Source organism: Phytohabitans sp. LJ34, assembly GCF_052068095.1.
Classification (GTDB): domain Bacteria; phylum Actinomycetota; class Actinomycetes; order Mycobacteriales; family Micromonosporaceae; genus Phytohabitans.
Genome location: NZ_JBQHDG010000018.1, coordinates 24,900 through 50,892, shown reverse-complemented (window position 1 = coordinate 50,892; position 25,993 = coordinate 24,900). Strand labels below are relative to the sequence as shown.

The following is a 25,993-nucleotide window of genomic DNA, read 5'->3' as shown; positions in this document are numbered from 1 at the left end:
GCCGGGGCCGTCCCCCACGGCGGCCCCGGCCACGGTTTCACCAGCCCACGGCGATCAGCAACCACTGCGGGTTGCCGCGCGAGACGAACGAGGACTGGTCGGCGTAGTCGTCGTACGGGAAGCCGTACGACAGCTTGCCGATGGCGTGGTCGTGCCAGAAGCGCGAGTAGTAGTTGGCCGGGGCCGTCTGGTAGTACAGGCTTGGGTTTCCCCACTGCGACTGCGGCAGGTGTGCGACGTGCCGGTTGAGCGCGGCGCACATGCCCGGGTTGTTGGCGAGCGGCCCGGCGCACCCGAAGATGTCCGAAGTGGACGCCGAGAAGCCAACCGAGGACGCGTAGCTGGACATGTAGCTCTGGTACTGCCCACCGGATTGGAACTGTGGCGAGTTGCCCGGCGAGGGGATGCGGTAAGGCGCCTGGATCTGCGCCAGATGGTCGAACTCGGCCGGCATCTCGTCGACGAACCGCTGGAACGTCGCCGCCCGGTCCTCCGCGAACGTGGCCTGGTCCTCGCCGACCGCCACGTCGTAGCCGTCGTGCGCGCGCAGCCGCATGGCGAGCTTGAGCCCGAACGCGTCGACCCGCGTGGTGTTGCCGTTGAAGACCGCCGGCCCGACGGTGAACTCGATGAAGTCCCAGTACTGCGAGTTGGGCGAGCCGAGGTAGAAGTACATCCGCCCGGCCGTGTTGACCGGCATGTCGAAGTACGGCTGCTCGGCGATCGAGCGCGTCTGCCCGTTGTAGCTCCAGTACACCTGGCTGTCCGGGTACCTGCCGTTGGTGCGGTTGAGGATCTTCAGCATGACGACGTTCTGTGCCGGCGGGATGCTGGCCGTGTCACCCCAGAAGTCGCCCGGCGGCTGGGTGGTCGGCGGGGGAGTCGTGGGCACCGAGCCCGTGGTGCGGACCGCGAACTCCCACAGCGAGTACCCGTACGGCGTCGCGCGTGCGGTGCCGTTCATCCGCACGTACCGACCGGTGCCGCTGACGTTGAGCGTCTGCGTGCCGCCGGTGCCGGTCGTGGTGCTGTAGACGTTCGTCCACGTGCTGCCGTTGGTCGACACCTGGATCTGGAAGGTGGAGGCGTACGCGGCCTCCCAGCTGAGTACCACCTGGCAGACGGTGACCGAGCCGCCCAGGTCCACCTGGATCCACTGTGGATCGCCGAACGCGCTCGACCAGCGGGTGCCCGTGTTCCCGTCGAAGGCGTTGCCGGCGGCCAAGGTGGCGTTTTCGGCGGACGAGGCGGTGGCCGGCCGGCTCTGCGCCGCGTTGGCGGTGCCGCACCCGCCCGTGGTCGCGGTGCCGTACACCTGGAACTCCCACAGGGAGACGCCGTAGGCCGTGCCCCGCGCGGTAGCGTTGACCCGCACGTAGCGGCCCGTGCCGCTGACCGCGAGCGTCTGCACACCGCCGGTGCCGGTGGTGGTGCTGTAGAGGTTCGTCCACGAGGTGCCGTTCGTGGAGACCTGGATCTGGAAGGCGGACGCGTAGGCCGCCTCCCAGTTGAGCACCACCTGGTCGACCGCCGCGGTGGCGCCGAGGTCCACCTGGATCCACTGTGGAACGCTGAACGCGCTCGACCAGCGGGTGGCGGCGTTGCCGTCGACGGCGTTCGCGGCGGGGAAGGTGGCGTTCTCGGTCGAGGAGGCGGTGGCCGGCCGCCCCTGCGAGATGAGCGGGCCGGCCGCGTTGGCCGTGCCCACGGTGACGACCGCGTAGCCGCCGAGGAGGAGGACGGCGGCGGCGACGAGGGGACTGAGGCGGTGGGTTCTCCTGCTCATGGCTGCTCCCGTGCATGGGTGAGAGAGCGCTCTCTAACACGGTGAGCGTGGTCGATGCGCGCCGGTCCGTCAAGGGGCGTCCCGAAACGTTTCGGGACGCCCCTGCTGATCAGAGCCCGGTATGGAGCGCGTTCATCAACGTGCCGCCGGCGGTGTCGCCGGACATCTCCCAGATCATCCCGCCGAGCAGGCCCTTCTGCTTCAGCCAGGCGGTCTTCTGCCCGATCGACCAGGCGTCGTCGAAGCTCCACCACTGCCCGCCCGGCCCCGTGTAGCAGTAGCTGGAGACCGACTGGCCGGTACGCCCCGGCTCCCACGAGTTGTCCGAGCCGGCGCCGTGGAAGTCGTAGCCCTGCACGTTCGCGAAGTCCATAGACTCGAACACCCCGCCCGGCCCGATGTCCCAGCCGGCCGCGATCTTCGCGGGGTCGGCCGGCGTGAAGGCGGTCAGCAGGTACCGCTTGCCGGTGGTCACGCTGAGGGCGTCGAGCTGGCGGCGGAACTCGGCCATGAGCGCCGTGTTGTTGGCCTTGTCAGCCGGGCTGACGTGGTTGCCAGGGTGCCCCTCCGACCCCGGCCACTCCCAGTCGAGGTCGATGCCGTCGAAGATGCCGGCCGCGCTGCCCGGTCCGCCGGCGCCGTTGTACGTGGGCAGGTTGCCCCTTGATGTAGATGTCGACGCAGGAGCGGACGAGCTTCTCCCGCGACGCCGGAGTGGCCGCCGCGTCGGAGAAGAACTTGGAGTACGTCCAGCCGCCGATCGAGATGAGCACCTTATTAGGAAACTCTCCTAATAGTGGGGCTATAAAGTTACATGCGTCAATATCGCTACGGCATGGTCCGCGCGATGACGAGGAGGGCCTTGACCTTCCCGGCCAGGTCGGCGACGTCCATGAGCAGGCCGCGCAGCCTCATCAGCGACAACACCACGGCGGGCCGCTCTCCCGGGTCACTGGCCAGGTCCAGCTCTCGCATCGCGGCGGCGTACGTATCCTCGTCCAGCCCGCCCGCGGCCCAGGCCCGATGCAGGAGCTGCCGCAGCTCGTGCAATCCGTCCACGAGGTCGGCGCTCCGCGACGCCCGCCGGTCGACGGGAAGGTCGTAGGTGGGCGGCGGCCCGTCCAGGACGACCGGGCCCTCGATCCGTCCGGCCTGGATCGAGACGTGGGCGTTGCCCTGGGCGATGTTCGTCGTCGTGTCGCCCGACCGGTGACGGTCGGGTCCGGCCGCGCCACCCGGCAACTCGCGTGCCAACAGCTCGGCGAACGTCGTGGCGAAGGCGGCCGCGTTGGTGGCGGCCCTGGACTGCCAGCCGGCGCCGTCCGTCGTCCCCTTCGTGCCGTCCGCGCGGTCGCTGATGCCGCGAACCACGACCACCGGCAGCGAGCGGTTGACGTGGCCGGCTTGCGCGACGCCAGCCGCCTCCATCTCCACCGCCAGGGCGTCGTTGTAGACGTCTCTGATCCAGCGCGCCTGGTCGGAGATCGCCGAATCCTGCACGACCTCGCCGGCGGCGATCGGCCCGATGCGCGCCACCGGGACGGCGCCGCCGGGCGGAAGCGAACGGGTCCATCCGCCGCCGCGCACCAAGCGGTGGGCGAGTTGCTCCGCTTCATGCGCCATCTCCCAGGCACGGGGGCGGGCCTTCAGGCCGTCGTCCTGACTCGTCGCTCCGTGGTAGGCGTAGACCCGGTTGGCGACCACAACGTCGCCCAACATGACGTGGCCCCAGAGGGCGCCGGCCACCCCCACGAAGAAGACCGCCGCCGGCGAGAACTCCGCGATCGCCCGCTCGGCGAGCGCCGCCGCAGACTGGTTTCCCACGCCCGTAAGGCCGAGCGCCGCCTGGGTTTCGCCATCCGGGAGGAGCCCGATCTCGTACCGAGTGCCGGCCCGGTGGCGGTGTGCGCCAAGCGCGGTCATCCGCGCGCGAACGGCCAGGTACTCCACATCCAGCGCGGTGAGGAAGACGATCGGCACCTCGGTCATCGGTTGCGAGGCTAGCCAGCCCGCGCCACGTGCGGAAAGGTCAACGCATCGATTGTCCGTGATCTGCCATCGGTTACCAGAGGCTGAGCGAGCGGGTGAAGATGCCCGCCAGGTCCTCTCCCGTCACCGGAAGCGGCGCGATCGCCAGCAGCCGCTGCTGCTTCAGGGCACCGCCCACGAGCGTCTCGATGTCGCCTTCGCCGTAACCGACCGCGGCGATCCCGTTCGGCATGCCGATGTCGCGCATCAGCGCGGTCAGCACCGCCGGCAGGTCGTCGCCGCCCAGCAGCTCGGCCGCGCGGCGGTGGCGCTCCGAGCTGGAGGGGTGCGTGAACCGGAAGGCCTCCCGCGCGGTAAGCGCGACCGCCATGCCGTGCGGCACAAGCGGCTCGCCGTCCGGGTAGCCCGCCGGGTGGAAGTCGCGCACGCCGCCGGCGATCGGGTACGCGTTGGCGTGCGGGATGTGCACGCCCGCGTTGCCGAAACCCATGCCGGCGAACGTGGCTGCCAGCGCCATGTCCGTGCGAGCCGCCAGGTCGTCGCCGTTCGCGACGGCGGTGCGCAGCGACCGGGCGAGGAGCGCCAGCGCCTTCTCCGACCACATGTCGGCCACCGGGTTGGCGCCGCAGTACGGCACGCGCTGCGCCGGCTCCTTGGCGTCGAACTCCGTATAGGGCTTGGCCGTGTAGCTCTCCAGCGCGTGGCAGAGGATGTCCATGCCACTCGCCGCCGTGACCTCCGGCGGCTGGGTCGCCGTCAACAGCGGGTCGACCACGGCCAGCGTCGGGCGCAGGCGTGCGTGGCTGATCCCGGTCTTGAGCTTCAGCTCCAGCACATCGAGTACACAGACGGTCGTGCTCTCCGCGCCGGTGCCCGTCGTGGTCGGCACCGCCACCAGCGGCTTGAGCGGCTGCTCAGGAGCGCGCCCGCCGCCCACTGGCGGGTTGAGGTACTCCATCAGGTCGCCGGGGTTGGTGGAGAGCAGGTTGACGGCCTTGGCCGTGTCGATGCACGACCCACCGCCCACGGCCACGAACGCGTCCCACGGACCGGAGGCGCGGGCCGCCTCGACGGCGTGGCGCATCGAGGCGTCGGTCGGCTCCACGTGTACGTCCGCGAAGACCTCCGCCACCACCCCGTATCGCCGCATGGCGTCGGCGACCCGCCGCGGCGCGCCGAACGCGGCCACGCCGGGATCGGTGATGACGAGCACCCGCCGCGCGCCGAGCTGGCTGAGGTCGTATCCGATCTCGTCGGCCGCACCGGCGCCGAACTTCAGCCGCGGTGCGGCGTACGTGAAAATGGTCTCCCGGGTCATCTCTCCTCCACAGTGGACTGCAAGAGCCGCAGCGCGGCCCGGATCCGGTCGGGCACCGGCACCGGCCGGCGGGACTCCCGGTCGACGTACACGTGCACAAAACGCCCCGCGGCCGCCGGCGCCTCGTCGCGCGGCCCGAAGAGCGCCAGGCGGTAGACGACGCTGGAGCTGCCCAGCCGCTCCAGCCCGAGCCCCGCTGTCACCACATCCGGAAAGCGGAGCTCCGCGAAGTACCGGCAGCGCGTCTCGACCACCAGTCCGATCGCCGGCAGCCGCCGGATGTCCGTGCCGGTGGCCTCGATGAGCCAACCGTTGACCGCCGAGTCGAACATCGCGTAGTGCACGACGTTGTTGACGTGGCCGTAGACGTCGTCGTCCGCCCAACGGGTCGGCAAGTCGCGCAGCACCGGAAAGTCGCCGCGTCGCAAGGCCCTCGGGTCACCGTCGATGGGATCCACGACCGTTAGCTTTCCACACTGGGGAACATCGGTGCCTAAAAGGCTGTTGCGTCACAGGAGATCGCCGCTTACCGTATTACTACAACGTTCCACACCGACCAGAGGAGTCACCGACATGTTCCGGCACGCCTACTCCGCACCGCAGCGGCTCTCGCTGCGCTGTCCGGTGGGCATGCCGTCAGTCGGCCGACCCATCGATATCAAGGCGAACGAAGAGCTAGCCCCGTATGGCGGGCGGCGACGGTAGCGCGGACGTAGTAGCGCTCAGCCGCCCACCCAGCCAGGGATAGGGCGGCTTTTTCGTTGCACAGCAACGCATCTTCCTCGTGTGACACTGCTCAGCCCATAGGGGTGTAGCTCAGTCCGGCCAGAGCGGCGGTCTCCAAAACCGTAGGTCGCAGGTTCGATTCCTGTCGCCCCTGCTTTGCCCTGCGCGAGTAACGCGCGGCGGCATTGAAGTTTGAAAACTCCACAGTGGATGGCATGACACGAAAGGCGCCCAGCCGCGCTGTTTCTACGGTGACGGCTGGGCGAAATCGGGAACGACCGGCTCGGTGACCGGGCCTGATTTGGGATCAGGAAACGCGGGGTTCGACTCCCCGGTTCCCGACCACATATACGTCACTGCGAAGAAGGGAGGATCCGGTGGAAGTCCTTGTCATCAACGCCGACCTTGGCCCGCTCCACCGGGTCAGTCTCCGCCACGCCGTGCGGATGCTCGTCCGGCGCGTGGCCGAGGTACACGAGGCACACCCCGACCGGCTGATCGGCATCTACCCGGTGCCCACGGTCGTCCGCCTCGTCCGCTACGTCGTGACGAAGTGGCGGTACACCGCGGGCCCCGCGTGGTCCCGCGCGGGCGTCCTGGCCCGCGACGGCCGCCGGTGCGCCTACTGCGGTGGGCTCGCCACGACCGTCGACCACGTTGTGCCCCGCTCCCGCGGCGGCCGCAACACCTGGCTGAACACTGTCGCGGCCTGTGATGGCTGCAACCAGCGCAAGGGCGACCGCACCCCCGCCGAAGCGGGCATGCGGCCGCTCTACGAGCCGGCGACCCCGTCGTGGGCGTCGCTCGCGCGCTGATGGATGCGGCCGGCGCCGTCACGGGCGCCGGCCGCCCAGCCCTCGTAGCCCAACCGGCAGAGGCGCCGTCCCGAGATGGCGGTCACGTGCGCGTTCGACTCGCGCCGAGGGCACACATACACCGATGGGGTGGGTGCTGGTGCACAGCGTTGCCTTGCAAGCTCCGCGTCCGCGGTTCGATACCGCGTCACTCCACGCTCGTGCTCGTGATGGAATCCGGTAGACATGCCGCGCTCAGAATGCGGTGCCCCAAAGGGCGTGGGAGTTCGACTCTCCCCGAGCACACATGCCGACGTAGCTCAGCTGGCCAGAGCAGCCGCCTGTCGAGCGGAAGGTCGCGGGTTCGAGTCCCGTCGTTGGCGCGTACAGTCCCGTCCCGCCGTGGCCCGCGTGGTAAGGGCGTCGCTCTGATAAGGCGAAGGCAGGTGGTTCGACTCCACCCGGCGGGACTCATGCCCTGGTGGCGCAGTGGATAGCGCACCTGACTACGAATCAGGAAGCCGCAGGTTCGAATCCTGCCCGGGGCACGCTTTCTGGGAGAGGCCAGCCGATTGGTGCCGGCGCCCGTCTCGAAAACGGTGTAGGGCTCAGGCCCGTGTGGGTTCGACTCCCACCCTCTCCTCCACGCGCCGGTAGCTCAGCGGCAGAGACAACCGCCTCTTAAGCGGTGGGTCGTGGGTTCGAGTCCCACCCGGCGTACTGCGGTGTAGGGAAGTTCGGTCGTTCCCGCGGGCCTCATAAGCCCGAGATCGCCGGTTCGAATCCGGCCACCGCCACGTCCCGATGGCCCAGTTGGTAGGGCGCCGCCTCGACACGGCGGAGGTCGACGGTTCGAGTCCGTCTCGGGGCACGCGACGCGCGTTCGGCTATGGGTAGGCCCCTGGTCTTTCACACAGCGAAGCGGGTTCGAGCCCCGCACGCGCGACTCATTCGGATGTCGCCCAACAGGCAGGGCCCGCGGCTGTTAACCGCGTGATCCCGGTTCGAATCCGGGCGTCCGAGCGCACGTTCCAATGCCCGTGTAGCTCAACGGAAGAGCACCGCTCTTACAAAGCGGAGGCCGGGGGTTCGACACCCTCCGCGGGTACGGTGGCTGTGGTGTACCGGAGGTGCACACCAGATTGTGGCTCTGGAGGGCGCGGGTTCGACTCCCCGTAGCCACCCCAAGCAGGCGCTCATGCGGTGTGAGGCGCTGCCTGTAAAGCAGTGGCCCGTGGGTTCGACTCCTGCCGCCTGCACATGCCCTCGTAGCGCAGCGGAAGCGCGCGGCCCTCCGAAGGCCGAGGCCGCTGGTTCGAATCCAGCCGGGGGCGCGCACGGTCGAATGCCCGAGTCTGGTCAGGGGGCGGTCCGCAAAACCGTCATACGCGGGTTCGAATCCCGCTTCGGCCTCGAATGCCATCCACTGTGGACCGCGTGAGCGCGGGCGCTGGCTGCTCGGCCGTCCCTCATAAGGACGGTGTGCCCGGATCGACACCGGGGCTCACGACATTTGCTAGTCCATCCAATGAGGAGTGTGGGAGGTGACGGAGATGCTGTGGTGCCGACTGGGCAATGGTTCGGAGTGGGGAACGGCGCGGCGCGTACGTGGCCGTCCCGGCAGGCGTCGTGGTCGCCGGGCATCCTGACGGATGCCCGGCGGCGCTCGTCGGATGGCGATGAGCACGTCTAGCCACATCGGCGCCTAGAGAGCTCCGGATTCCTGGTAGGCTCCGTATGCGACGCGGCCCCGGCAGCACCGGGGCTGACAGCGATTCAGGCAGATACCTCTGGGTCAGTAGCCCGCGGGGCATGCCCTCGACCGTCAGGTTCTACAACGCCCGCGCAGGTCCGAGCGGACCTGCGCCACGCGTTGTGTCCGTCGTAGGAGAGATCAGCATGGTGTACCAGTTTCTGGCACACAGAAGCCCCAGCAAGAGCCGCGTATTCGCCCTCGTCAGGACCGGCGAGGATCACCTTGAGGCGGTTACGACTCTCGGCGCCGCGGATGCCGATGTCACCGACGCCTCGTCTCGGCGCTCAACTCCTACCTTGCGGAACGTGACGAGGGTCCGCTGCACGCCGTGCTCGATCGCCTGCCGGACGCGGTGCGCATCGCTGTGCGGAGCTTCGTGCGGGAGCGATGCGCGTTCGAGTTGGGTGCTTTCACCGGCTACGGACCGATCGACGAAATCCGCCTGTGCTACTTCAGCCATGCGGATGAGGAGTTCATCCAGTACTTGGACGCCGCATACGTCATCGGCCTCGGCATCCGGGCGACCAACGAACTCGGAAGTGCGGGCGACGTCAGCTGGGAGGTCCAGCTCCTGTCGGACGAGGTGTTCGTCCCGGCGGCCGCCGAGTCGAGAACCTGGACGTTGCCGCAAACTCCGGTCCTACGCACCTGGACGAGCGAGGAGGCGGTGCGTGATCCCGTGGTCAGCGCTGTCGCCGTCGCGAGGAAGGCCAGTGACGACGGATACTGGGTCCGTCTGCACACCCTGGCCAAGGGCGACGGTGAGGTCGAGATGGACAGCACCTCGACCTCGACGTTTGTCGTCGATGTCTTCGACGCTCCCATCCCTCGCTCCGCGCACGACGAGTGACTCCGTGGGCCAAGCGCGACCGGCGGCGGATCGCGATGCCGCGGCCATCGGCTCCAGAGTGACTACAGCGCGATTTTGGCGCGCGACGCGGCGAGGCGGCGGGCGCCCGGCATGTGCGACGTGAAGAGCCACGACTCGGCGGCGCAGCGGCGGCAGGCGCGTGCCGTGCCCACCTGCCGCCGAAAGCCGTGCGGGTCGACGACGAGCAGCCGGTGGCGCTCCTCGAGCTGGTGGCCGCAGCGGCGGCACACGCCCAGGTCGACCTGGGTGGTGGTGTACGAGTAGTGCCGCTCCGCGTACCGGATCTGCTCGGCCGTGACGCCCTTGACCTTTAGGTCAGGATTGCGCGGCGGCCCACCGAGCAGGCCGCCGAGCACCGAGTGGGAGACCGCGTCCGCACCGCCCGCGAGTGGGTGGAACACGCGGCGGATCCGGCCGAACGCGTCGCTCGAATGGGCGGCCAGCCACTGGTCGTCGGCTTCCGTCCGCCACGGCTCCCAGCTGTCCCAGGCGACCACCCCTCGACGATACTCCCGGAGTCCGGTGGGCCGGGCGGGTCAAACCGCGGTCCGCCACCCCCGCTGGTTGGTTCCCCGTCGTGCGTCCACTGGGTAGGCGCACGCCCAACTCAGGTGGGCGGCGGCTCGATGTCGCACTCGATCCGCTCGCCCCGCTCCGCCCTCCGTACGTCTGGATGTGCCGGGCCCAGCAGCCGTCCGAGCTCATCGACCGCCTCCCGACGGCGCGCCTCGCCGGCCTTCTGATCCCCGGACGCCGACACGTCGAGGGCGAGGTTGGCCGCGCACGCCCAGGTCTCCGGGTGGTTTGTCCCGCGTACCCTGCGAAGGGCGTCGAGGGTCCGTTCGCCGAGTGCCGCGGCCGCCTCGTGCAGACCGCCGTGCGCCAGGCCGGTAGCCAGGCCGGTCGCGACCACCAGCGTGTACGGATGGTCCGGGCCGAGAACGCGCCGCATCTCGTCGAAGGTGCGCTCGTCCACCCGATGCGCCTCTCGCCACCGGTCCAGAGCGCGGAGGATGGCCGCCAGGTTGGCGGCGGCGGCGAGCGTGTGCGGGTTGAGGTCGCCGAAGATCCGCCGGTACCGGGCAAGCGCCTCGGTAGCGAGGCTGCGCGCGCCGATGGGGTCGCCGACGGTGCGCAACGCGTTGGCGTAGCTCATCATCGCGGCGAGCGTGTGCTCGTGGTCCGGCCCGAACCGCTGCTGGCTGGCTTGATAGTTGCGCCGGGCCTCGTCCACCGCCGCGCCGTGCTCACCGAGCTTGCGCAGCGCGATCGCCACTGTGCGTCCCGCCCGCAGCAAGTCGTCACTGCGATTGCCCTGCCGCTGCGCCATCATCGGCACGTATCTTCGCTGGAGATCGTGTGCCTCCTGGTAGCGGCCCAGGTCGTACAGGTTTCGAGCGAGGTTTCGGATGGAAACGAAAGTACGTGGGTCTTCGTCTCCGTAGCGCGATCGCAGCGTCTCGACGAGCTTCGCATCGATCTCGTGCGCTCGGCTGATCTCGCCCGTGAGGCGCAGGTTGACGGCGAGATTGCTGAGGGCATTGAGGGTGCGCACGTGTTGGGGTCCGTACAGGCGCCGCAGCCGGTCAACGCGGTCTTCGTCGAGCGCGAGCGCCTGACGGTAGTCGCCGGTGACGCGCAAGAAGTAGGCGGCGATCGTGACCATGGCGAGTGTGTGGGAGTGGTCGGGGCCGTAGTGCGGGCTCTCGCGGAGGGAGGCCAACGTCTCGAAGATCATTGATCGGACGTCGTCGTAGTGGCCGAGGGCGAGTAGCGCGTAGGCGAGGTGACGGGTCGCGAGCGTGGTCAACTCGTGGTCCGCGCCGAGGCCGCCCGCGTCCGGCGGCCGGCTCCACGCGTCGACCGCCGCCCGGCCCAACCGGGCGGAAGCCTCCAGGTCGCCGACCCGCTCCAAATACCGGATCTGGTCGAGCACGGCGGTGCGGGCCGGCATCTGGCTGGAGTTGATCGCGTCGGAGGCCAATAGGTGTGTTCCGACCTCCGCGTGCATCGTCCACGTCACCGGATTGTCCGGGTCGCCGGGGTTGGCCGCGCCGAGCAGCCGGTGTACCTCGCCGCGGATGCGGGAGGTCTCGTCCGCGCTGAGCCGCTCGCGCAGCACCAACTGCACGAGCCGGTGCACCTGGATCCGCTGGCTATCCAGGTCTAACCGAGCGAGTCCAAAGCGTCCGATTTCGCCGACGATCCGTTCCAGTGCGTCGGGCTGATACAGCACGCGGCTCAGCGGTGGCGCGATCTCGCCGTCGCGGCCGCTGCGAAGCACGACGAGGGACACCGGGTCGGGTGCCATGAAGGCCAGGATTTCAAGCAACTGAGCGGCTGCGGGCACCTCGTTGGCGAGGCGGGTGAAGGCGAGGTCCACGAGGGCGACCACGTTGGCGGGTGAGCCGGTCGGGCGCCCGGTGGAGAGTAGGTCGTCCATGTGCGCCGCGAAGAGCCGTAAATACTCGGCGACCGGCATTCCGGTCGCCTTCTGCATCGACCGCACCTGGGCCAGCGCGAGGGGCAGGTCGCCGAGCCGCTCGGCCAGCTGGTCGAAATCCTCCACCGAGCCGGCGGCACCGGTGCCGCGGAGGAAGGCGATGCTCTCACCGCGCCTGAACACGTCAACCGCGAGTGATCCACTCGACGCGGCCCAGACGGGGTTGCGTGACGTCACGATCGTGTGGCCGCCAGCGGACGGCAGCAGCGGCGCGACGTCCTCACGGAGGTCGGCGTTGTCGTAGACGACCAGCCAACGCAGGGCGCTCGTCTCCAGAGCGTCGAGCACCGCGCGGGCGGCCTGCCGTATGTCGGTCGCATCCGGAAGGTCCAGCCGCTCGCCCAGGGCCGCCAGGGCGGCGACCGCCTGCGACGGATGCTCTGCCGGAACCCACCAGACCACGTCGTAGTCGTCGGCCCAGCGGTGGGCGTACTCGGCGGCGAGCTGAGTCTTACCCACGCCGGCGAGGCCGTAGAGGGCGAGCGGGACGCGTGGTGCGCGCAGCAGCGCTTCGCGGACCTGGGCTAACACGCCATCCCGCCCCGTGAACGCGGGATTGCGTCCGGGAAGGTTGGTCACGAGGGCGCGGGTGGAACGAGGCTCCGCGGCTCGGCCCGGTGGTGAGGGCGCGGTGTGCGCCTCCACCGATGCTGACTCGCCGGTCGGGTCCGATGCGGCGAGCCACAACCGGTGAAACCGGCGCACCTCCTCGTCGGGATCCCGGCGGTTGACCGCCCAGTCAGCGAGCTGCCGCACCACGCACTCGACTTTGACCCACCGGGTGAGCGCGGTGCCGCGGAGCATCGCGCTGATCGTCTCATGGCTGACGGTGTCGCGAAAATCTTCGCGATCCCTGATCGCGGCACTGATCCGTCGCACACCGGGCTTTCCCGCGTCGCGATGTAAGTCGCGGAGGGCGAGGACTAAATCTCGTAAATGTCCGTCAGGTGGCCGGCCGAGATTTGGTCCTGCCACCGCCACGCCGCACTCCCTGGGCTTCGATGGTGTCAACGATCGTCAAAGTCCGTCAAGCGACGGTAGTCAATTGAAGGCGCAGGGGCGATGGTCCGTCAAGCCTTGTCGAACTACGACAGAAATGTGATGTCTACGAACCTCGTAGCGGAGCATAGAAGCGTGGCGCCCGGAATCTGATTGGCTTTTCGGCCGCCACGACGACCATCACCGACCGGTACAGGTGCGACCCCCCGAGCACCTGGGAAGGCGAGGGCCCGATGAGCGACAACGGACAGAAGCTGATTCCGACCGCGATGGTCGACGCCGCGCACCGGCCGTTGCGCGAGCTGTTGGCCCTGCGCGAGTCCGGCGACAGCGCGCTCGACCATTGCCTACGGCGTGTGGCGGAGGAGGCGGCGAACGGCTCGCGCAACCGGGTCGCGGCCTTCAACGCTTGCCTTCCCCGTCCGAGCTGAATCACCGACGATGCGGACCACGCCAGTTGGCACCCCGTTCCGGCAGTTCATCGTCAAGCTGCACAGCCGGTGCAACCTGTCCTGCCGGTACTGCTACGTCTACCACCATGTGGATCAGAGCTGGCGTACCCGGCCGAACGTGATGTCGCCGAAGACCGTCGCCGCCCTGGCTATGCGGATCGGCGAACACGCGCGGCGGCACGGACTTCCCGAGTTGCTCGTGGTCCTGCACGGCGGGGAGCCGCTGCTAGCCGGCCCTGATGTCATCGATGCCGCCGTCGGTGCCATCCGGCGTGCGGTTCCCGCCAGTACGCGGGTCGATGTCACCTTGCAGACCAACGGCACGTTGTTGGACGACCGATTTCTCAAGGTGTTTCACCGCCGCGAAATCGGCGTCGGTGTCAGCGTCGACGGTGGATCGGTCGCGCACGACCGGCACCGGCGATTCGCCGACGGCCGGCCCAGCTTCCATCTCGTACGGCGTGCCCTGCGGACCCTGAACCAGCCCGAGCATCGTGACCTCTACGCCGGCCTGCTGTGCACTATCGACCTGGCAAACGATCCGGTCGGCGTGTACGAGGATCTGCTCGAGTTCGACCCGCCGCAGCTTGACCTGCTGCTGCCGCTCGGAAACTGGGTGCACCCGCCACCCGGCCGGGAGCCGGGCGCGGCCGGCACGCCGTACGCCGACTGGCTCATCCCCATCTTCGACCGGTGGTTCGCCGCTCCGCGTCGCGAAACGGCCATCCGCCTGTTCGAGTCCCTGATCACCCTGCTCGTGGGCGGCGAGAGCCACACCGAAGGGCTGGGTTTCAACTCGCCGGACGCGATCACCGTGGAAACGGACGGCGCGCTGGAACTGACGGACGCCCTCAAGACGACGGCACAGGGCAAGGGCGCGACCGGATACAACGTCCAGCGAGACGGGTTCGACGTGTTGGTGGATCACCCGGGGGTACGGGCACTGCGCCGGCTCTGGGGGGATCTCGCGCCCGCCTGTCGCGCCTGTCCCGTCGGCTCCGTCTGCGGTGGCGGGCAGTTCTCACACCGGTACGGGCCGGACGGCGGGTTCCGGCATCCGTCGGTGTACTGCGCGGACCTGTTCAAGCTCGTGGGGCACGTCCGGAAGCGGTTGGAGGCGGAACTGGCCGTCCGCCGGCTCGCCGCGAGCGCCTGAACATGGACCGGTACACGCTCACCCGCGATCAGTTCCTCAGCCTCGCCAGCGGATACGGGACGCCGGACGCGATCGCCGTCCTGACCGACGGCCGGCTCGCCCGGCAACGCCTGCTCGTACTCGGCGCGGTGGAACGGGTAGGTCCGGCGGCGCGGGACGCCCTCGGCCTGCTCGCCGACGTGGAGGCGGCCGCGCCAGCCGCTGTCGAGCAGGCCCTGCGGCATCCGTTTCTGGAGGTATGGGCCGCGCGGACGCTGCGAGCCAGCGCCGAGCGGGCGCGCGCCGGCTATCTCGCCGCGCTCGCCGCGGCGGCCGCCACCTCGGCCGGGATAACCTTCGAGCTCACCCTGCCGGCGGTGCGTGATGGGTTGGTACTGCCCGGGGTGGGCGCCGCCACCGGCCTTGGGCACGGCGCGGTACGGCTGCGTGGCGACGGCGAGCGGCTGACATTCGAAGGCACCGCACGGCGCATTCGGCTCGATGCCCCGTTCTCCCGCGAGTCGCCGCATTGGCGGCCGGCACGCAGGATTTCCTTGGGCTCAGGGCCACACGCGCTCTCGCTCCTCGTCGAAGACGTCGACCCCTACCGGCGCTGCTACACCCATCCGGTCGCGCGCCGGCTGCCGGCCGCTCGGCTGGAGCGCCTCGCGCGCGCGTGCGAGGACGCGTGGCGCATCCTCGTCCGCGAGCAGCCGCGGCACGCCGCGGGCATGCGCGCGGTACTGCGTGCCCTGGTACCCCTGCGGGACCCCGCGCCGGGAGCCGTGGTCAGTGCCACGTCACGCGAGGCGTTCGGCGCGGTCGCACTGTCCGCACCGTCCGATGTGGATCGCCTTGCCGAGGCGCTGTTGCACGAGTACCAGCACGCTAAGCTGAGCGCGTTGGCGGACCTGGTGCCGCTCTGCGAGGCCGGCGGTCCGGCCCGGTACTACGCGCCCTGGCGCCCGGATCCACGACCCGCCGGACCTCTTCTGGACGGCGCGTACGCGTACACGGGCGTGACCGCGTTCTGGCGAGCGCGACGGCGCACCACCGCCGGTGAGGCGGCTCGGTTGGCCGAGTTCGAGTTCGCGTACTGGCGCCGGGATACCCTCGCCGCGCTGCGGCAACTCGCGGAAGGCGGAGAGCTGACCGCCTACGGCGAGTTGTTTGTGCGGCGGCTGCGGCGGTCCGTGGTCCGATGGGCGGCGGAGCCCGTTTCGGAGGATGCGGGGCGGGTCGCGGTACGGTACGCCGTGGCGAGCGAGGTCGGCTGGCGTCTCGCCCACCTCGCGGTGGACGGAGCGGAGGCGAAGGCTCTGGCGGGCGCGTGGGAGGAGGGGAGGTCGTGCCCTCCGATATCCGCCGCACGCGTCGTCGCCGGGGCACCACGCGTCGCCCAGACCGCGCGCGAGGCGTGGCTGGGTGGCGACCGGCCGCTCCCCGACGTGGCGCCGACCGTGCTCGCGCAGCGTGCGGCGCGGACCGGCGACGCCGACGACTGGGTGGCGTTCGCCGTGGCCCTGCACGTGGCAGACGAACGCGACGCTCGGGCGGCCGTGCTCCGGCCGGAACTGATGTGCGCGGTCGCCGACCGTTTGCGCGCGGCCGGTTATCCGCTCGATCTCGTCCCGCTGGCGCGGTGGCTGGCGGCGGGCCTGCCCGACGAGGCGTCAGATCGGTAGCGGCTCGATGTCGACGTCGATGCGCATCCAGTCACCCGCGGACCTGGCGTAGGGGTGTTCCGCACCCAGTGTGTTCCGCAGCCGCTGAGTGGCATCCGCGTGCGACGCCTCGGCCCGGTCGACGTCTTCGGAGCGGTGGCTGATGGCGTAGTTGACCGCCGCGGCCAGCACGGTGGGATGCTCCTCCGGCAGGGCCTTGCGCAGCCGCGAGTACGCCGCTTCGTCGCGCTGCCGCGCCTCGGCCCGCGCGCCGTCCGCGTACAGCGCGTTGGCCAGCGTGAGGAGGCCGGTCAGCGTATGCGGGTGGCGCGGGCCCAGGCTTGCCTGGAGCCGCTCGGTGGTGCGTTCCGCCAACCGCCGGGCGCTGTCGACGTCACCGGCCCAGCGCCGGAAGATACTCAGGTTGTTGCCGGCGGCCAGCGTGAGCGGGTGGTGCTGCCCCCACAGCTCCCGGCAGACGCCGTAGATCTCCTCACCGGCCTTGCGGGCGTCTTCGTGCTGGCCCAACGCCCACTGCACGCACGTCAGCTCCAGCCGGCAGGCGATGGTGTCGCGATGCCGGCCGCCGAACAGGCCTTCCGTGCGGGCATAGGTCTGCGAGATGAGATCGCCTGAGGTGGTGAGGTCGCCGAGCCGGCGCAATGTGACCGCGAAACTCTTCGCCGCACGGAGGGTTTGCGGGTGTTCCTGGCCGAGTGTCTCGGTGCAGCCGTTCGCGGCGGACTCGTCGTTGTTTCGTGCACGGGCCAGGTCACCGAGCTCTCGAAGGTCGGTGCCGAGATTGTCCTGAGAAGACAGTGTTGCCGGATGCCGGTGTCCCAACACCTTGCGCCGCCGTTCCAGGGTTTCCCGGTCGAGCCGGGCAGCCTCGGAGAACTCCCCGACCAGCCGTAGCGAGGTCGCTAGGTTGCTGACTGCATCCAAAGTCAGGGGGTCGTCGTCGCCGAGCACGGAACGCATCGCTTCGGCGGTGCGCTCGTCCAACTCACGCGCGTCGTGGAACTGGCCCCGAGCCCGGAGATCCGCGCCGAAACTGGAGGCGGCGCGCAACGCGTATGGATGCTCCTCGCCCAGGGTGGCGCGGAGCCGGGCCAAACTCTCCTTGTTGAGCTCGTACGCCTCGTCCTCGTTGCCCCCGTAGCGCAACGCCACCGCCAGCTCGTAGTTGAGCCGGAGGGTGGAGGTGTCGTCCTGACCGGTGCGGGGCGACCATTCGCGCAGCGCGGCGCGGGCAAGCTCTTCGGCGCTCGCGACGTCAGCGCGCTTCCACAGGTAGCGGACCGTGTCGATGACCAGCAGGCGTACTTCAGGTGCTTCGGACTCCAGCACCCCGGAGGGTTGCAGGTGAGGGCGGAGCGCCTCGTAGACCTTCCAGTTATCCCCATTGTCCGGGCTGCCCCGCTCGACGGCGGCGAGCACCGTGTGCACGTCGGCGCGCCGCTCCGCCTGCTCCTCCTCGGTGAGCCGGGAACGGATGATCTCCTGGGTGAGCCGGTGCATGACCACGCCGGTGCGCGGTGCGCCGGTGTCGACCCGGGCGAGCGCGTACCGTCCGATCTCCCTGTTGAGGGTGGCGTGCAGCATCGGGTCGTGCATGCGTGGATCGATCGGGGTCAGCAGCTCGGTAAGGCGCTTGTTGGAGACGAGCCGGTACGGGATGGCCTCCGGCGCCATGCACGCGTACAGCTCTGCCAGCCGGGCCGCCGCCGGGTTGCGCTGGCGCAGCTCGTCGTAGGCGACGTACACAGTGGACGTGATGGTCTCCCGGTACTCGTCCGGGGCGCTCTCCTCCATGGCACGCGCCGCGCTGCCTTCCAGCAGGCGCAGGTAGTCTTCGACCGCCATGCCAGTGGTCGCCAGCCAGCCGCCGGCCTGCTCCACAGCGAGTGGCAGGTCGCCGACGCGAGCGGCGAGTCGCCGGGCGTCGCCCTCGGCGATCTGGGAAACCCGGCGCCGCAGCAGCTCGACGCTCTCCTCGCGCTGAAACACGTCGATGTCGAGCATCGGCATCCGCGCGCTCCACTGTGGATTACGCGAGGTGATCAGCGTGTGGCCGGCGCCGGTCGGCAGCAGGTCTTCGAAATCGCTCGGCGCGTCGGCGTTGTCGAACACCACAAGCCAGCGCCGGGTCGGGCTGCCCACGCGCAACGCCTCGAGCACCGCGGCGACCTGGGTCTCCACGTCGGTACCTGGCTTGAGTTTCAGCCGTTGCGCCAGGTCGGCCAGGGCGATGCGGCCGCGGCCGGGCTGGGTGGCGGAGATCCACCACACCACGTCGTAGGCGGCCGCGAAGCGGTAGACGTACTCGATCGCGAGCTGTGTCTTGCCAACTCCCGGCAGGCCGGTGAGCGCGAGCTGGCTGCCGCTGGTGCCGCTCGCCTGTAGGCGGTCGCGGATCTCTTCCAGCAGCGCGCCCCGACCTGAGAAACGGGCGTTGCGGCCGAGCTGGAGGTTCCAGTACTCCACCCCCACCGACGGATAGCGGATCTCGGCCGGCTCGGCGTACAGGTCGTCCGGGTGGCGCAGCCGGCTGCCCCCACCGCCGAGCGCCGGAGCCAGCATCTCGAGCGTCCGATCCTCCGGCACGCCCATGGCGTCGACCAGCGATCGCGCCGCTGGGGCGGGCTCCAGCGGGGTGGCGTCGACGCGAAGGGTGACGTGGAAATGCGAGTCACCGGACGCGACCCGCTCGGCCGCCAGTCGGGACAGCCGGCCCGCCTCGGCGTAGCGGACCAGGTCGCGGGAAACAATGGTGATCAGCCGGTTTACGCCCTCGAGGCTCGGCACCGGGTTGCGCACGCAATACAGCCGCACCCGCTGCCCGGCACCGCCCAGGCGGTCGCGCAGCCACTCCGCCCAGATGCGGTCCAGCGGGGCGTAGGCCACGAGCACGGTCATCGGCTCGGGTGGCGTGGACTGCTCGAAGGCGCGAACCACCGCCATCCGCTCTGCGTCTCCAATGGACAGTGGCTTGCAGTCATGGCCCGCGATGCGGCCGGCCAGCCGTAGATAGCGGGCGAGCAGCGAGCCACCCGCCGACGACGTGTCACCGAAGACGGCCAGCACTTCTTCGTAGGCGTAGTAAGGGATGTACGGCACTTCCATGCTGTCCCAGTAGGTGGCCGAATCCTCGCCCTCCAGGAAGGTCAGGTACGGCTCGAAGCTGCGCCGGGCGAAGCTGCGCCCCCGGTCGAGCTTCTGCTTTTCGCCGGCGTCGATGCGGGTCGGCAGGGGAAAGACGACGGCGTCGCACTGGCTCATGATGGATTGGGTCATCGCGACCGCGCCGACGGTGCTCTGGGTGTTGAGCGTGAAGCAGTTGACCACTATGTCGGGGAGTCGGATCGTGCAGATCCCAGCCGTGTCGCTGCTGCCCGTGCGGCTGTCGATGAGCACGAAGTCGTAGGCCTTGCGCATGTTTTCGGCCAGCGCGTCGATCAGCCAACCGCCGCGCCGCTTGCGCCAGAAGGAATCCCAGTCGAAGGTGCTGACCTTGGTGACGTAGGCGCTGTCTTGCCGGCCGGCGGGTACGAAGTCGACGACGCCGCCGGACGGGAAGTCCCACGTGAGCGAGACCGCGTAGTCCTCGATCTGCGCGAGCTCGGCGAAGCGCTCGGGCCGGGCGCCGGACTGCATGGTGGCATCCGAGTATTGGCGCACCAGGTCGAGGATCCCGTCGGACTGGCGGATCTGCTTGTCCTGGAGGAACGGGTGGAAGTAGCGGTGCAGACCCGGCGACTCGAGGTCCCAGTCGATCGTGAGCACGCGGTATCCGTTGGCGGCGAGAAGCCAAGCCACATTCGCCAGTGCCATCGTGCGACCGGTGCCGCCCTTGTACGAATAGAAGGTGACGACGCGCCCGGAGTGACGAGGATCGTTGCCACTCATCGCGAGTCGCCTCCTGAATGATCGGGCGGGATGGGGTTCAAGCGGGGCATGTTGTTGGGTGGGGCTGGTGGCCTCGACCGCCGCGGTGGGCCGCCCGACGGCCTGGGGCCGCGCGGAGGCCGCGATCCACCGGCTGGCGCGATCCCGTCGTCGCCGCCGTCGGGAAAGGCTGGCTCGATGTCGTCGAAGGCCGGGCGGCCGCGCTCCGGCGGGATCTCGTATCGCTTGTTGAGCTCGACGACGTGCAACGCGAGCCCACTCACGAAGTTGTAGTAGGCGTCATGGTTTTTGCGCAGCAGCATCAGCTTGCGCAGCCCCTGGACGTGGTACTCGTCGCCGAACGTCGCGTCCCGGTACTGGTAGTGGGCCGCGACGGGCGGAAACCCGGTCGGCACGACCCACAGCAATGGAACGAGGGAGGCGGGATGACCGGCGACCCGGGCCGGTGCCTTCGCCATCCGCCGGGCGAAGATCGTCCATTCCTTGCCGCACGCCGGGCGCTCGAAGTAATGGTGGCTGCACAGGGCGAGGAAAACCTGACACGTGCACAACGCTTCGACCAGCGCCGGCGACCAGCGCTGGCCGGCCCGCAAGGTGCTGTCGCAGAAACCGATACGGTCGTCGGACCAGCCTGAATGCAGCCGCACGTCATGGCTCAGGTCGTTGTGAAACTTCTGCACCAGCTCGTCGTCTGGGCCCGAATCATGCGCATAGCTGACGAAGTAGCGGAGCCTACTTGTCGCACGATTGTTGGGCACCTGGTCACTCCCGAGGTCGCCGCCGCCCGGGCGAGGGGATGGAGGGGTATCGAGGGTGCCGGCCGGCATTGACCGCAGTTCAGTGTAGGGCGCTGCCGCAAGCATCAGGGTCCACTCAGTAGTGGTCGTTCACCTGGATAGTCGCCGGCGGGAAGATGATGCACCGGTCCATCGCGAAAGACCTGGTTGCGGGCCTCTTCGATGGCCCTGATCAAATCGGCGTCGAACCGATCCGGCGTCTCGATCTCGCTGCGGAAGAGCGGATCCCGCCGCCGGCTCGCATCGCGAAAGGTGCGCCGCAGCGCGAACCCGAGATCGTCGCGGTTTCGGGTGGTCTCGTCGTCAGCCAGGTTTGCCGGCACGAGCACCGCGGTGTTGCCGAGGCCGCGCCGGTCGATCTCGGCGAGCATCCGCCGGTAGGTATCCAACCGGGTGGCCCACCAGTCGACCAGCAATACGACTATCTGGTTGTCGCGCCGGGCTTGTTCGAGCCGGTCGAGGAAGTCGTCCAGCGACCCGACGTCGGACTGGAGGAGCGCCTCCGCGGCGACCGACTGGGCATGGTGGGCCAGCGGCACCGTCAGCGCCGGCAGGTACGGACGCCAGTCCTCGGGAGACGGCCCGTAGAAACGCACGTCTTCTCGCACCTTGTCCATCTCGTCGCGGCTCGCGGCCGCGACGGCGAAGTGGACGTGCGGCGTACCCGCCAAGCCCTGGTCCGTGGGATCGTCCGCCATCGTCGAGACGCTGGGTGTGTCGGCCAGCGCCGGAATCGAAGCCAGGACCGGCGGGCTGTCGGCGGCGGCCGCGACGATCTCCCGCGCCACGTCGGCGACGAAGGTCTCGTACCGCTCGCGGAGTCCCCGCAACTTCACGAGTTGGCGGACCCCGCGCCGGGTGCCGCCATACTCGGGCACGAGGGTGGCGCTCGCGAGCTGGGGCATCGGGTCGGCCAGCGCCCATGCCAAGACGATCAGTGCCGGCGACCCGGAGCCGGGCTCGCGACCCTGGCGGCGCAGGCGCTCCTCGAAGATCCACAGCTGGCGCCCGCACGCCTCGTTCAGCGCGTAGCGAGGGGACCACAGGGCGACGAACACATCGGACTCGGCAAGGGCCGGCACCATGCCCGCCGGCCACGCTTCGAGAGTGGCCGGGACACCGCCGGAGAATCCGCACTCGGGCTCCGGCTGGCCGGTCAATGTGGACACAGCGCGCCGGAGGTCAACGAAGAGCTGCCTGACGTGTAGGTCGTCCTCGCCAGCGGCCCAGCTCAAGAAGAAATTCGGCACCTGTCCATTCCTTCGGTGGGCCGGAAGCTTTCGATCGTGGTTTCCGCCGGGGCGCCGAGTATGGGGTCGAGCACGCCGCCCGGTGTTGACCGAGAATCGGACAGTCGTGCCGCGAGGGGGAGGTTATACCTCTCCACATCGGTGGGCAATCCGGGTCTTGACGGCGCGCTAACGGCTGACTTGCGCGTGCGCGATGTTCCGTGCCTGGTCATGGCTTGCCTGCCGGGAGTCGCCAGCGCGACCGTAACGAGGGCATAACAACATCTGCTGGCATTCCACAACCTCCCCGGCTTGAGCGCACCTCCCACATAGGCCACTAACGGTGTCCTGAGCATGCAAGCCACCGGATATCAGCTTAGCGACAGTTGGCCCGATTACTCCCGAAAGCCGGCTGTGTCGCTCGGTTAAGCCGGGCTCTTTAGTCGCTGTCGGGATCGCGACGCCTGCTCGCCGGCGCGGCCGAGGGCCCAGGCCGGTTCCCTGACGACGGGACTCCGGCACAGCCCGTGTTTATGCAGGTCAGATGCCTGTCAAGTCGGGGTGGCGGGATTTGAACCCACGGCCCCTCGCTCCCAAAGCGAGTGCGCTACCAAGCTGCGCCACACCCCGTGCGCTGAGAAGTCTATGCGGTCACCTCGACGGCCGGCGCAACGCCCCGCGCGGGCCGGCCGGATGCCGCGCGCGCCCGACCGCCCCGACCCAGTACTCTGGTGGCGCGCCCCGGCATAGTCGGGGCACGCGCGGGCGTAGCTCAATGGCAGAGCTTCAGTCTTCCAAACTGACGGTGCGGGTTCGATTCCCGTCGCCCGCTCTCTAGTCCCGGCCCAGGTCAGAGCCAACTTTTCATCGATGACTGTGCCCCGCATGGGCTGCTTTTCGATCTTGCGTGCCATTGGCGTGCCACTAGCCGACGCGTGCCAGCTGACCGTCGTCCGGGTCGTCTGGCTTGCGCCGGTTGTTCCGTTTTGGATCTTGCTTCGAGATCCGCTTGTCCATGCCGGCCGCGATCTCGCGGTCGCGCTCGCTGGTCGCGTGCTGGTAGATCAGCGCGGCCCGCATGCTGGAGTGCCCCATCCGGTGCATCAGCTCGCGCGTGCTCGCTCCTGTCGACGCGGCGAGGTTGTTGCCCGTGTGGCGTAGGTCATGGAAGTGGAAGCCGTCAGGCAGCCCCACGGCGGCGACGGTCGCCTTCCACCTCACGGCCCGTCCGAAGTTGCCGGTCCGCAGCAGCGCTCCCTTGTCGCCGGTGAAGACCAGGGCCTCCGGGGTGGGCGCGACGTGTTGGAGCAGGTGCGGCTTGAGCGCGGTCACTGCGGCCGCCGGAAGTGTGACGGTCCGGTTGCTCGCCTCCGACTTGGGCGGCCCGAACTCCATCCGGTTGCGCAGCGCGGCCAGCTTCCGGGGCACCCGCACCACGGCAGCCGCCAGGTCGACATCGGACCGGCGCAAGGCGGCCAACTCGCCCCAGCGCAGTCCGGAGAACGCCGCCACGAGGATGAGCGCCCGAAACCGGTCAGGCACCGCTTCGGCCAGCCGGTACACCTGGGCTACGGTCGCCACCGGTCGCTCCGGGGTGTGGTACCTGTCGTATCCCTTGATGCGGCATGGGTTCTGCCGAATGATCTCGTCTTCCTTGACCGCCGTGTTCAGGATCGCCCGCAGCAGCGAGTACGCCTTCACCGCTTGCGGCTCCGGCGTGCCGCCGTCGAGGAGCTTCTTGCGCCACGTGCGGATGGTCTGGGGCCGGATCGTGCCCAGGGCGAGGTCTGCAAGGTACGGGCGGATGCGTAGCCGGTACAGGTCTTCGTAGTTCTCGCGAGTGCGTGGAGCGAGCCTGCGTTCTGCGATCCACTGCTGGGCGTACTCACCGAGCAGCACCTCACCCGCCTCTGGCGCCGCCCAGTCGCCCTTGATGATCTCGGACTCGACGATCGTGAGCCACTTCTCCGCCTGCTTCTCCGTCTCGAACGTGTTCGGCGCCGTCCGCTCGATGCCGTCCGGTCCGAGGTACCGCGCCTGATGGCGGCCGGACGGAAGCTTGCGGACGTTGCCGAAACGGCGGCGGCCATTTCTCCTGGCCATCAGGCAGACTCCCTCAGGTAGCGGCGCAGCTGCGCGCGACTGATTGGTACGACGCGGTTCTTCTCGATGTAGGCCGCCACGGCGGACGCTTCGAAGCGCACCAGCCGGCCAACCTTGACGTACTCGATGAGCCGCTCAGCGACGAGCCGGCGCACAAATCGGGGTGTTGCACGGAGTCGAGCAGCGACCTCATCGGCGGTCAGCAGCTCGTCATCCATCCGGCGTCCTCCTTCTCCGGTCATGCGGCCTGCGGGTTCGGTCGCTGAGTTGCCGAAAGGCGTTGTCTGGCTTGGTGCAACTCTGTGCGCCATCGGATGCGTGCGGAGACGGCGCGTAGGATGCGGTGTTCGAGTGGTGGGATGTCGGGGTCGTCGGGCCGAGCCAGTTCGAAGGTGTACCGGTCGGCTTGGGGTTGTTCCTCGGTGTCCGCCAGGCCACCGCCGAGGATGCTCCTGATCCACGCTCGGTTGTCTGCGCGGTGGTCGGTGAGGGTCTTGCCGGACCATTGCCGAGAGACGAGCACGCGTCGGCCGGTGAAGCCGAGGGTGTTGCGTTGGTGGACTTTGCCGGAACAGCGTCCGGGTGTCAGGCCCGCCTTGACGCCGTCCGGCTGGATTCCGTAGAGCAGCCAGTTGGCGCAGGTAGGCGAGCACGGCAGGGTGGCCAACGCGGCGTGGAGCCGGTCGAAGTGCGCCCGCTGCGCGTCCGATTGCGGCGCGGCGTGTTCGGTGAGGTCTTTGGTGACGTATTTGGTGACGTAGCGGATGGCGCGTTCGGTGTCTTTGCCGCCGGCTTCGATGCCGCGTGCGTCGATCCGGCCGAGCCGGGCGACGTAGGCCGGTTCGGCGTCCTCGTCTTCCAGTTCGTCCAGTGCCTTGCTCCAGCTGCGCAGTGGTTGCTTGGTGCGTGGGTCGAGGTAGGCGCCCTGGTCGGTGTCCCAGATCGGCGGTCGGTCCACTGTGTACTTCGGTTGGTCGAAGGCCGGCCACCAGACCTGGTGGTAGGTCGCGCCGGCTACCTGTTTGAGCAGCCGTCGGGGCAGGGTGCCGCGGATCGCGAAGTGTGCGTGTGGGGCGAGGCGGCGTTGGAGCTCGACGGCGCCGGCGTATTGGACGTTCCACCCGGCGGCGCGGCGTAGGTTTTGCCACCAGCGGTCCAGGACGCGGGCGAAGTGGATGGCGTCGAGTGCGGCCCGCCGGTAGTCGTAGCTGGCGGGGTCGATCGGCGTGCCGAGCACGTCGTCTCGCTGGCCGTGCCTGGTGCCACATTCGCAGGGCAGGACGTAGGCGCCGCGCCGGATGTGCTGGTGCACCGACCCGTGGGAATCGAGGGTGAGGGTGACCAGCATCGAGGGCCGGTGGGTCTTGCCAGTCCTGCCGGCGTAGACCCGCCCGACGGTGCGCGCGTCGACCGGCAGGCGGGGCAGGTCCGGTGAGTCCTGGCGCCGCCTGGTGGACCGCTTCCGGCGCGGCCGGTGGTCGTCCCGGTCGCGCGGAGTCAGGTGCCCGCGCAGGCTCGCTTGTGCGAGATGTTCGTCTACCTCGGTGGTGGCGGCGTCGAGGTCGGCCAGCTGGGCGGCCCGCTCGTCGGGTGTCATGGGTTCGTACATGAGTTGTTCGCGGGCGAACTCCAGGTGTGCGCGGTAGCGGATCAGCTCCAGCACCTCGCCGGTAGGCCGGTCGGCTTGCACGGCCGGTTCGTCGGCCAGGTGCCAGCCTTCGCGGATCTGCTGGATACGGAGACGGCGGTTGCGTTCGGCGCAGGGCTTGCACTTGGCGGCCAGCCGCGCCCCGCAGGGCACTTCGACGACCTCGGTGAGGCCGGTGTGGGTGTCGGTGCGGCGTAGGGCGAGGGGGCGGACGCAGACGCCGTGTTGTTCGGCGAGCAGGCGTAGGGCGTCTTTGGCGAGGGGTTGGCGCATTCGGGCGGCTCGGGAGCCCGGTCGCGGGTCGACGGGATGGG

The 25,993-nt window shown here is 69.3% G+C and carries 19 protein-coding genes and 20 tRNA genes; 24 read left to right on the top strand and 15 right to left on the bottom strand.

From position 1 onward, the window contains the following. Positions 1 to 37: 37 nt before the first annotated feature. The 6 genes from ACTMTJ_RS29290 to ACTMTJ_RS29265 form a co-directional block, all read right to left on the bottom strand. Complete coding sequence (locus ACTMTJ_RS29290) at positions 38 to 1,786, bottom strand: discoidin domain-containing protein (RefSeq protein ID WP_441221536.1); 1,749 nt, start codon at positions 1,784 to 1,786, stop codon at positions 38 to 40. Between the two features lie 109 nt (positions 1,787 to 1,895). Then, entirely contained in the window at positions 1,896 to 2,384 is a 489-nt protein-coding gene (locus ACTMTJ_RS29285; RefSeq protein WP_441221868.1) for a glycosyl hydrolase family 18 protein, read from the bottom strand. Further along, on the bottom strand, positions 2,320 to 2,559 hold the full coding sequence (locus ACTMTJ_RS29280) for a hypothetical protein (RefSeq protein WP_441221534.1): 240 nt from the start codon (positions 2,557 to 2,559) through the stop codon (positions 2,320 to 2,322). Before ACTMTJ_RS29280 ends, ACTMTJ_RS29285 begins: the two co-directional genes overlap by 65 nt. A 55-nt stretch (positions 2,560 to 2,614) precedes the next feature. After that, positions 2,615 to 3,775: a 5'-methylthioadenosine/S-adenosylhomocysteine nucleosidase family protein gene (locus ACTMTJ_RS29275; RefSeq protein ID WP_441221532.1), complete on the bottom strand. Its 1,161-nt coding sequence runs from the start codon at positions 3,773 to 3,775 to the stop codon at positions 2,615 to 2,617. A 73-nt stretch (positions 3,776 to 3,848) separates the two neighbouring features. Next, complete coding sequence (locus tag ACTMTJ_RS29270) at positions 3,849 to 5,093, bottom strand: hydroxyacid-oxoacid transhydrogenase (RefSeq protein ID WP_441221530.1); 1,245 nt, start codon at positions 5,091 to 5,093, stop codon at positions 3,849 to 3,851. Further along, positions 5,090 to 5,551, bottom strand: a complete 462-nt coding sequence (locus ACTMTJ_RS29265) for an acyl-CoA thioesterase (RefSeq protein WP_441221528.1) — start codon at positions 5,549 to 5,551, stop codon at positions 5,090 to 5,092. Before ACTMTJ_RS29265 ends, ACTMTJ_RS29270 begins: the two co-directional genes overlap by 4 nt. 347 nt (positions 5,552 to 5,898) lie before the next feature. Here ACTMTJ_RS29265 and ACTMTJ_RS29260 point away from each other — a divergent pair. From ACTMTJ_RS29260 to ACTMTJ_RS29165, 20 genes are all read left to right on the top strand, one after another. Then, positions 5,899 to 5,973: transfer RNA gene (locus ACTMTJ_RS29260), tRNA-Trp, on the top strand. A gap of 115 nt (positions 5,974 to 6,088) precedes the next feature. After that, positions 6,089 to 6,164 (top strand) — tRNA-Pro (locus ACTMTJ_RS29255). Positions 6,165 to 6,196: 32 nt separating this feature from the next. Continuing rightward, positions 6,197 to 6,634 (top strand): HNH endonuclease, encoded by a 438-nt coding sequence (locus ACTMTJ_RS29250; protein ID WP_441221526.1) that lies wholly within the window; start codon positions 6,197 to 6,199, stop codon positions 6,632 to 6,634. 38 nt (positions 6,635 to 6,672) lie between these two features. After that, positions 6,673 to 6,747: transfer RNA gene (locus ACTMTJ_RS29245), tRNA-Leu, on the top strand. Between the two features lie 87 nt (positions 6,748 to 6,834). Beyond that, a tRNA-Leu gene (locus tag ACTMTJ_RS29240) sits at positions 6,835 to 6,919 on the top strand. Between the two features lie 3 nt (positions 6,920 to 6,922). Then, positions 6,923 to 6,996 (top strand) — tRNA-Asp (locus ACTMTJ_RS29235). A 13-nt stretch (positions 6,997 to 7,009) separates the two neighbouring features. Next, positions 7,010 to 7,083 (top strand) — tRNA-Ile (locus ACTMTJ_RS29230). A 5-nt stretch (positions 7,084 to 7,088) separates the two neighbouring features. Beyond that, positions 7,089 to 7,161 (top strand) — tRNA-Arg (locus ACTMTJ_RS29225). A gap of 9 nt (positions 7,162 to 7,170) precedes the next feature. Then, positions 7,171 to 7,259 (top strand) — tRNA-Ser (locus ACTMTJ_RS29220). 1 nt (position 7,260) lies between these two features. Continuing rightward, positions 7,261 to 7,333: transfer RNA gene (locus tag ACTMTJ_RS29215), tRNA-Lys, on the top strand. Position 7,334: 1 nt separating this feature from the next. Further along, positions 7,335 to 7,410, top strand: a tRNA-Met gene (locus ACTMTJ_RS29210). Between the two features lies 1 nt (position 7,411). Next, positions 7,412 to 7,484: transfer RNA gene (locus ACTMTJ_RS29205), tRNA-Val, on the top strand. A 5-nt stretch (positions 7,485 to 7,489) separates the two neighbouring features. Beyond that, positions 7,490 to 7,559 (top strand) — tRNA-Glu (locus tag ACTMTJ_RS29200). 5 nt (positions 7,560 to 7,564) lie between these two features. Continuing rightward, a tRNA-Asn gene (locus ACTMTJ_RS29195) sits at positions 7,565 to 7,636 on the top strand. A gap of 13 nt (positions 7,637 to 7,649) precedes the next feature. Continuing rightward, positions 7,650 to 7,721, top strand: a tRNA-Val gene (locus tag ACTMTJ_RS29190). 2 nt (positions 7,722 to 7,723) lie between these two features. Beyond that, positions 7,724 to 7,800, top strand: a tRNA-His gene (locus ACTMTJ_RS29185). Position 7,801: 1 nt separating this feature from the next. Beyond that, positions 7,802 to 7,872: transfer RNA gene (locus ACTMTJ_RS29180), tRNA-Tyr, on the top strand. Between the two features lie 3 nt (positions 7,873 to 7,875). Further along, positions 7,876 to 7,947 (top strand) — tRNA-Arg (locus ACTMTJ_RS29175). A gap of 5 nt (positions 7,948 to 7,952) precedes the next feature. Continuing rightward, positions 7,953 to 8,026: transfer RNA gene (locus ACTMTJ_RS29170), tRNA-Cys, on the top strand. A gap of 671 nt (positions 8,027 to 8,697) precedes the next feature. Continuing rightward, positions 8,698 to 9,219: a hypothetical protein gene (locus ACTMTJ_RS29165; RefSeq protein ID WP_441221524.1), complete on the top strand. Its 522-nt coding sequence runs from the start codon at positions 8,698 to 8,700 to the stop codon at positions 9,217 to 9,219. Positions 9,220 to 9,281: 62 nt separating this feature from the next. On the opposite strand, the gene ACTMTJ_RS29160 is transcribed toward ACTMTJ_RS29165, so the two are convergent. Together ACTMTJ_RS29160 and fxsT (ACTMTJ_RS29155) are read right to left on the bottom strand one after the other, a co-directional pair. Further along, positions 9,282 to 9,737 carry a hypothetical protein gene (locus ACTMTJ_RS29160; RefSeq protein ID WP_441221522.1) on the bottom strand — a complete coding sequence of 152 codons (456 nt, stop codon included), beginning with the start codon at positions 9,735 to 9,737 and terminating at the stop codon, positions 9,282 to 9,284. Between the two features lie 110 nt (positions 9,738 to 9,847). Next, the gene (fxsT, locus tag ACTMTJ_RS29155) at positions 9,848 to 12,547 is read right to left on the bottom strand and encodes an FxSxx-COOH system tetratricopeptide repeat protein (RefSeq protein WP_441221520.1); all 2,700 of its coding nucleotides are present in this window, start codon (positions 12,545 to 12,547) and stop codon (positions 9,848 to 9,850) included. A gap of 428 nt (positions 12,548 to 12,975) precedes the next feature. On the opposite strand from fxsT (ACTMTJ_RS29155), the gene ACTMTJ_RS29150 reads away from it, so the two are divergent. The 3 genes from ACTMTJ_RS29150 to ACTMTJ_RS29140 are packed head-to-tail and all read left to right on the top strand — an operon-like array spanning position 12,976 to position 16,014. After that, positions 12,976 to 13,173: an FxSxx-COOH cyclophane-containing RiPP peptide gene (locus tag ACTMTJ_RS29150; RefSeq protein WP_441221518.1), complete on the top strand. Its 198-nt coding sequence runs from the start codon at positions 12,976 to 12,978 to the stop codon at positions 13,171 to 13,173. Positions 13,174 to 13,183: 10 nt separating this feature from the next. Next, entirely contained in the window at positions 13,184 to 14,350 is a 1,167-nt protein-coding gene (locus tag ACTMTJ_RS29145) for an FxsB family cyclophane-forming radical SAM/SPASM peptide maturase (RefSeq protein ID WP_441221516.1), read from the top strand. Between the two features lie 2 nt (positions 14,351 to 14,352). After that, positions 14,353 to 16,014 carry an aKG-HExxH-type peptide beta-hydroxylase gene (locus ACTMTJ_RS29140; RefSeq protein WP_441221514.1) on the top strand — a complete coding sequence of 554 codons (1,662 nt, stop codon included), beginning with the start codon at positions 14,353 to 14,355 and terminating at the stop codon, positions 16,012 to 16,014. On the opposite strand, the gene fxsT (ACTMTJ_RS29135) is transcribed toward ACTMTJ_RS29140, so the two are convergent. From fxsT (ACTMTJ_RS29135) to ACTMTJ_RS29120, 4 genes are all read right to left on the bottom strand, one after another. After that, complete coding sequence (fxsT, locus tag ACTMTJ_RS29135) at positions 16,003 to 19,902, bottom strand: FxSxx-COOH system tetratricopeptide repeat protein (RefSeq protein WP_441221512.1); 3,900 nt, start codon at positions 19,900 to 19,902, stop codon at positions 16,003 to 16,005. The genes ACTMTJ_RS29140 and fxsT (ACTMTJ_RS29135) overlap by 12 nt on opposite strands. Then, entirely contained in the window at positions 19,899 to 20,660 is a 762-nt protein-coding gene (locus tag ACTMTJ_RS29130) for a TIR-like protein FxsC (protein WP_441221510.1), read from the bottom strand. Before ACTMTJ_RS29130 ends, fxsT (ACTMTJ_RS29135) begins: the two co-directional genes overlap by 4 nt. A 104-nt stretch (positions 20,661 to 20,764) precedes the next feature. Beyond that, complete coding sequence (gene fsxC / locus ACTMTJ_RS29125) at positions 20,765 to 21,949, bottom strand: FxsC protein (RefSeq protein ID WP_441221508.1); 1,185 nt, start codon at positions 21,947 to 21,949, stop codon at positions 20,765 to 20,767. 535 nt (positions 21,950 to 22,484) lie between these two features. Next, positions 22,485 to 22,558 (bottom strand) — tRNA-Pro (locus ACTMTJ_RS29120). A gap of 131 nt (positions 22,559 to 22,689) precedes the next feature. On the opposite strand from ACTMTJ_RS29120, the gene ACTMTJ_RS29115 reads away from it, so the two are divergent. Continuing rightward, positions 22,690 to 22,760: transfer RNA gene (locus tag ACTMTJ_RS29115), tRNA-Gly, on the top strand. A 92-nt stretch (positions 22,761 to 22,852) separates the two neighbouring features. Here ACTMTJ_RS29115 and ACTMTJ_RS29110 read toward each other — a convergent pair. The 3 genes from ACTMTJ_RS29110 to ACTMTJ_RS29100 are packed head-to-tail and all read right to left on the bottom strand — an operon-like array spanning position 22,853 to position 25,952. Further along, a complete protein-coding gene (locus ACTMTJ_RS29110; RefSeq protein WP_441221506.1) occupies positions 22,853 to 24,031 on the bottom strand; it encodes a site-specific integrase in 1,179 nt (392 codons plus the stop codon). Continuing rightward, positions 24,031 to 24,249 (bottom strand): helix-turn-helix domain-containing protein, encoded by a 219-nt coding sequence (locus ACTMTJ_RS29105; protein WP_441221504.1) that lies wholly within the window; start codon positions 24,247 to 24,249, stop codon positions 24,031 to 24,033. The genes ACTMTJ_RS29110 and ACTMTJ_RS29105 overlap by 1 nt, the downstream gene beginning before the upstream one ends. A 20-nt stretch (positions 24,250 to 24,269) precedes the next feature. Beyond that, a complete protein-coding gene (locus ACTMTJ_RS29100) occupies positions 24,270 to 25,952 on the bottom strand; it encodes a replication initiator (RefSeq protein WP_441221502.1) in 1,683 nt (560 codons plus the stop codon). Between the last annotated feature and the right edge of the window lie 41 nt (positions 25,953 to 25,993).

Excerpts from the sequence above, each read along its gene's own strand:
- ACTMTJ_RS29290 (WP_441221536.1), bottom strand. The coding sequence starts at position 1,786 with ATGAGCAGGAGAACCCACCGCCTCAGTCCCCTCGTCGCCGCCGCCGTC.
- ACTMTJ_RS29275 (WP_441221532.1), bottom strand. The coding sequence starts at position 3,775 with ATGACCGAGGTGCCGATCGTCTTCCTCACCGCGCTGGATGTGGAGTAC.
- ACTMTJ_RS29270 (WP_441221530.1), bottom strand. The coding sequence starts at position 5,093 with ATGACCCGGGAGACCATTTTCACGTACGCCGCACCGCGGCTGAAGTTC.
- fxsT (WP_441221520.1), bottom strand. The coding sequence starts at position 12,547 with ATGCTCCGCGGCACCGCGCTCACCCGGTGGGTCAAAGTCGAGTGCGTG.
- ACTMTJ_RS29150 (WP_441221518.1), top strand. The coding sequence starts at position 12,976 with ATGAGCGACAACGGACAGAAGCTGATTCCGACCGCGATGGTCGACGCC.
- ACTMTJ_RS29145 (WP_441221516.1), top strand. The coding sequence starts at position 13,184 with ATGCGGACCACGCCAGTTGGCACCCCGTTCCGGCAGTTCATCGTCAAG.
- ACTMTJ_RS29140 (WP_441221514.1), top strand. The coding sequence starts at position 14,353 with ATGGACCGGTACACGCTCACCCGCGATCAGTTCCTCAGCCTCGCCAGC.
- fxsT (WP_441221512.1), bottom strand. The coding sequence starts at position 19,902 with ATGAGTGGCAACGATCCTCGTCACTCCGGGCGCGTCGTCACCTTCTAT.
- ACTMTJ_RS29110 (WP_441221506.1), bottom strand. The coding sequence starts at position 24,031 with ATGGCCAGGAGAAATGGCCGCCGCCGTTTCGGCAACGTCCGCAAGCTT.
- ACTMTJ_RS29105 (WP_441221504.1), bottom strand. The coding sequence starts at position 24,249 with ATGGATGACGAGCTGCTGACCGCCGATGAGGTCGCTGCTCGACTCCGT.
- ACTMTJ_RS29100 (WP_441221502.1), bottom strand. The coding sequence starts at position 25,952 with ATGCGCCAACCCCTCGCCAAAGACGCCCTACGCCTGCTCGCCGAACAA.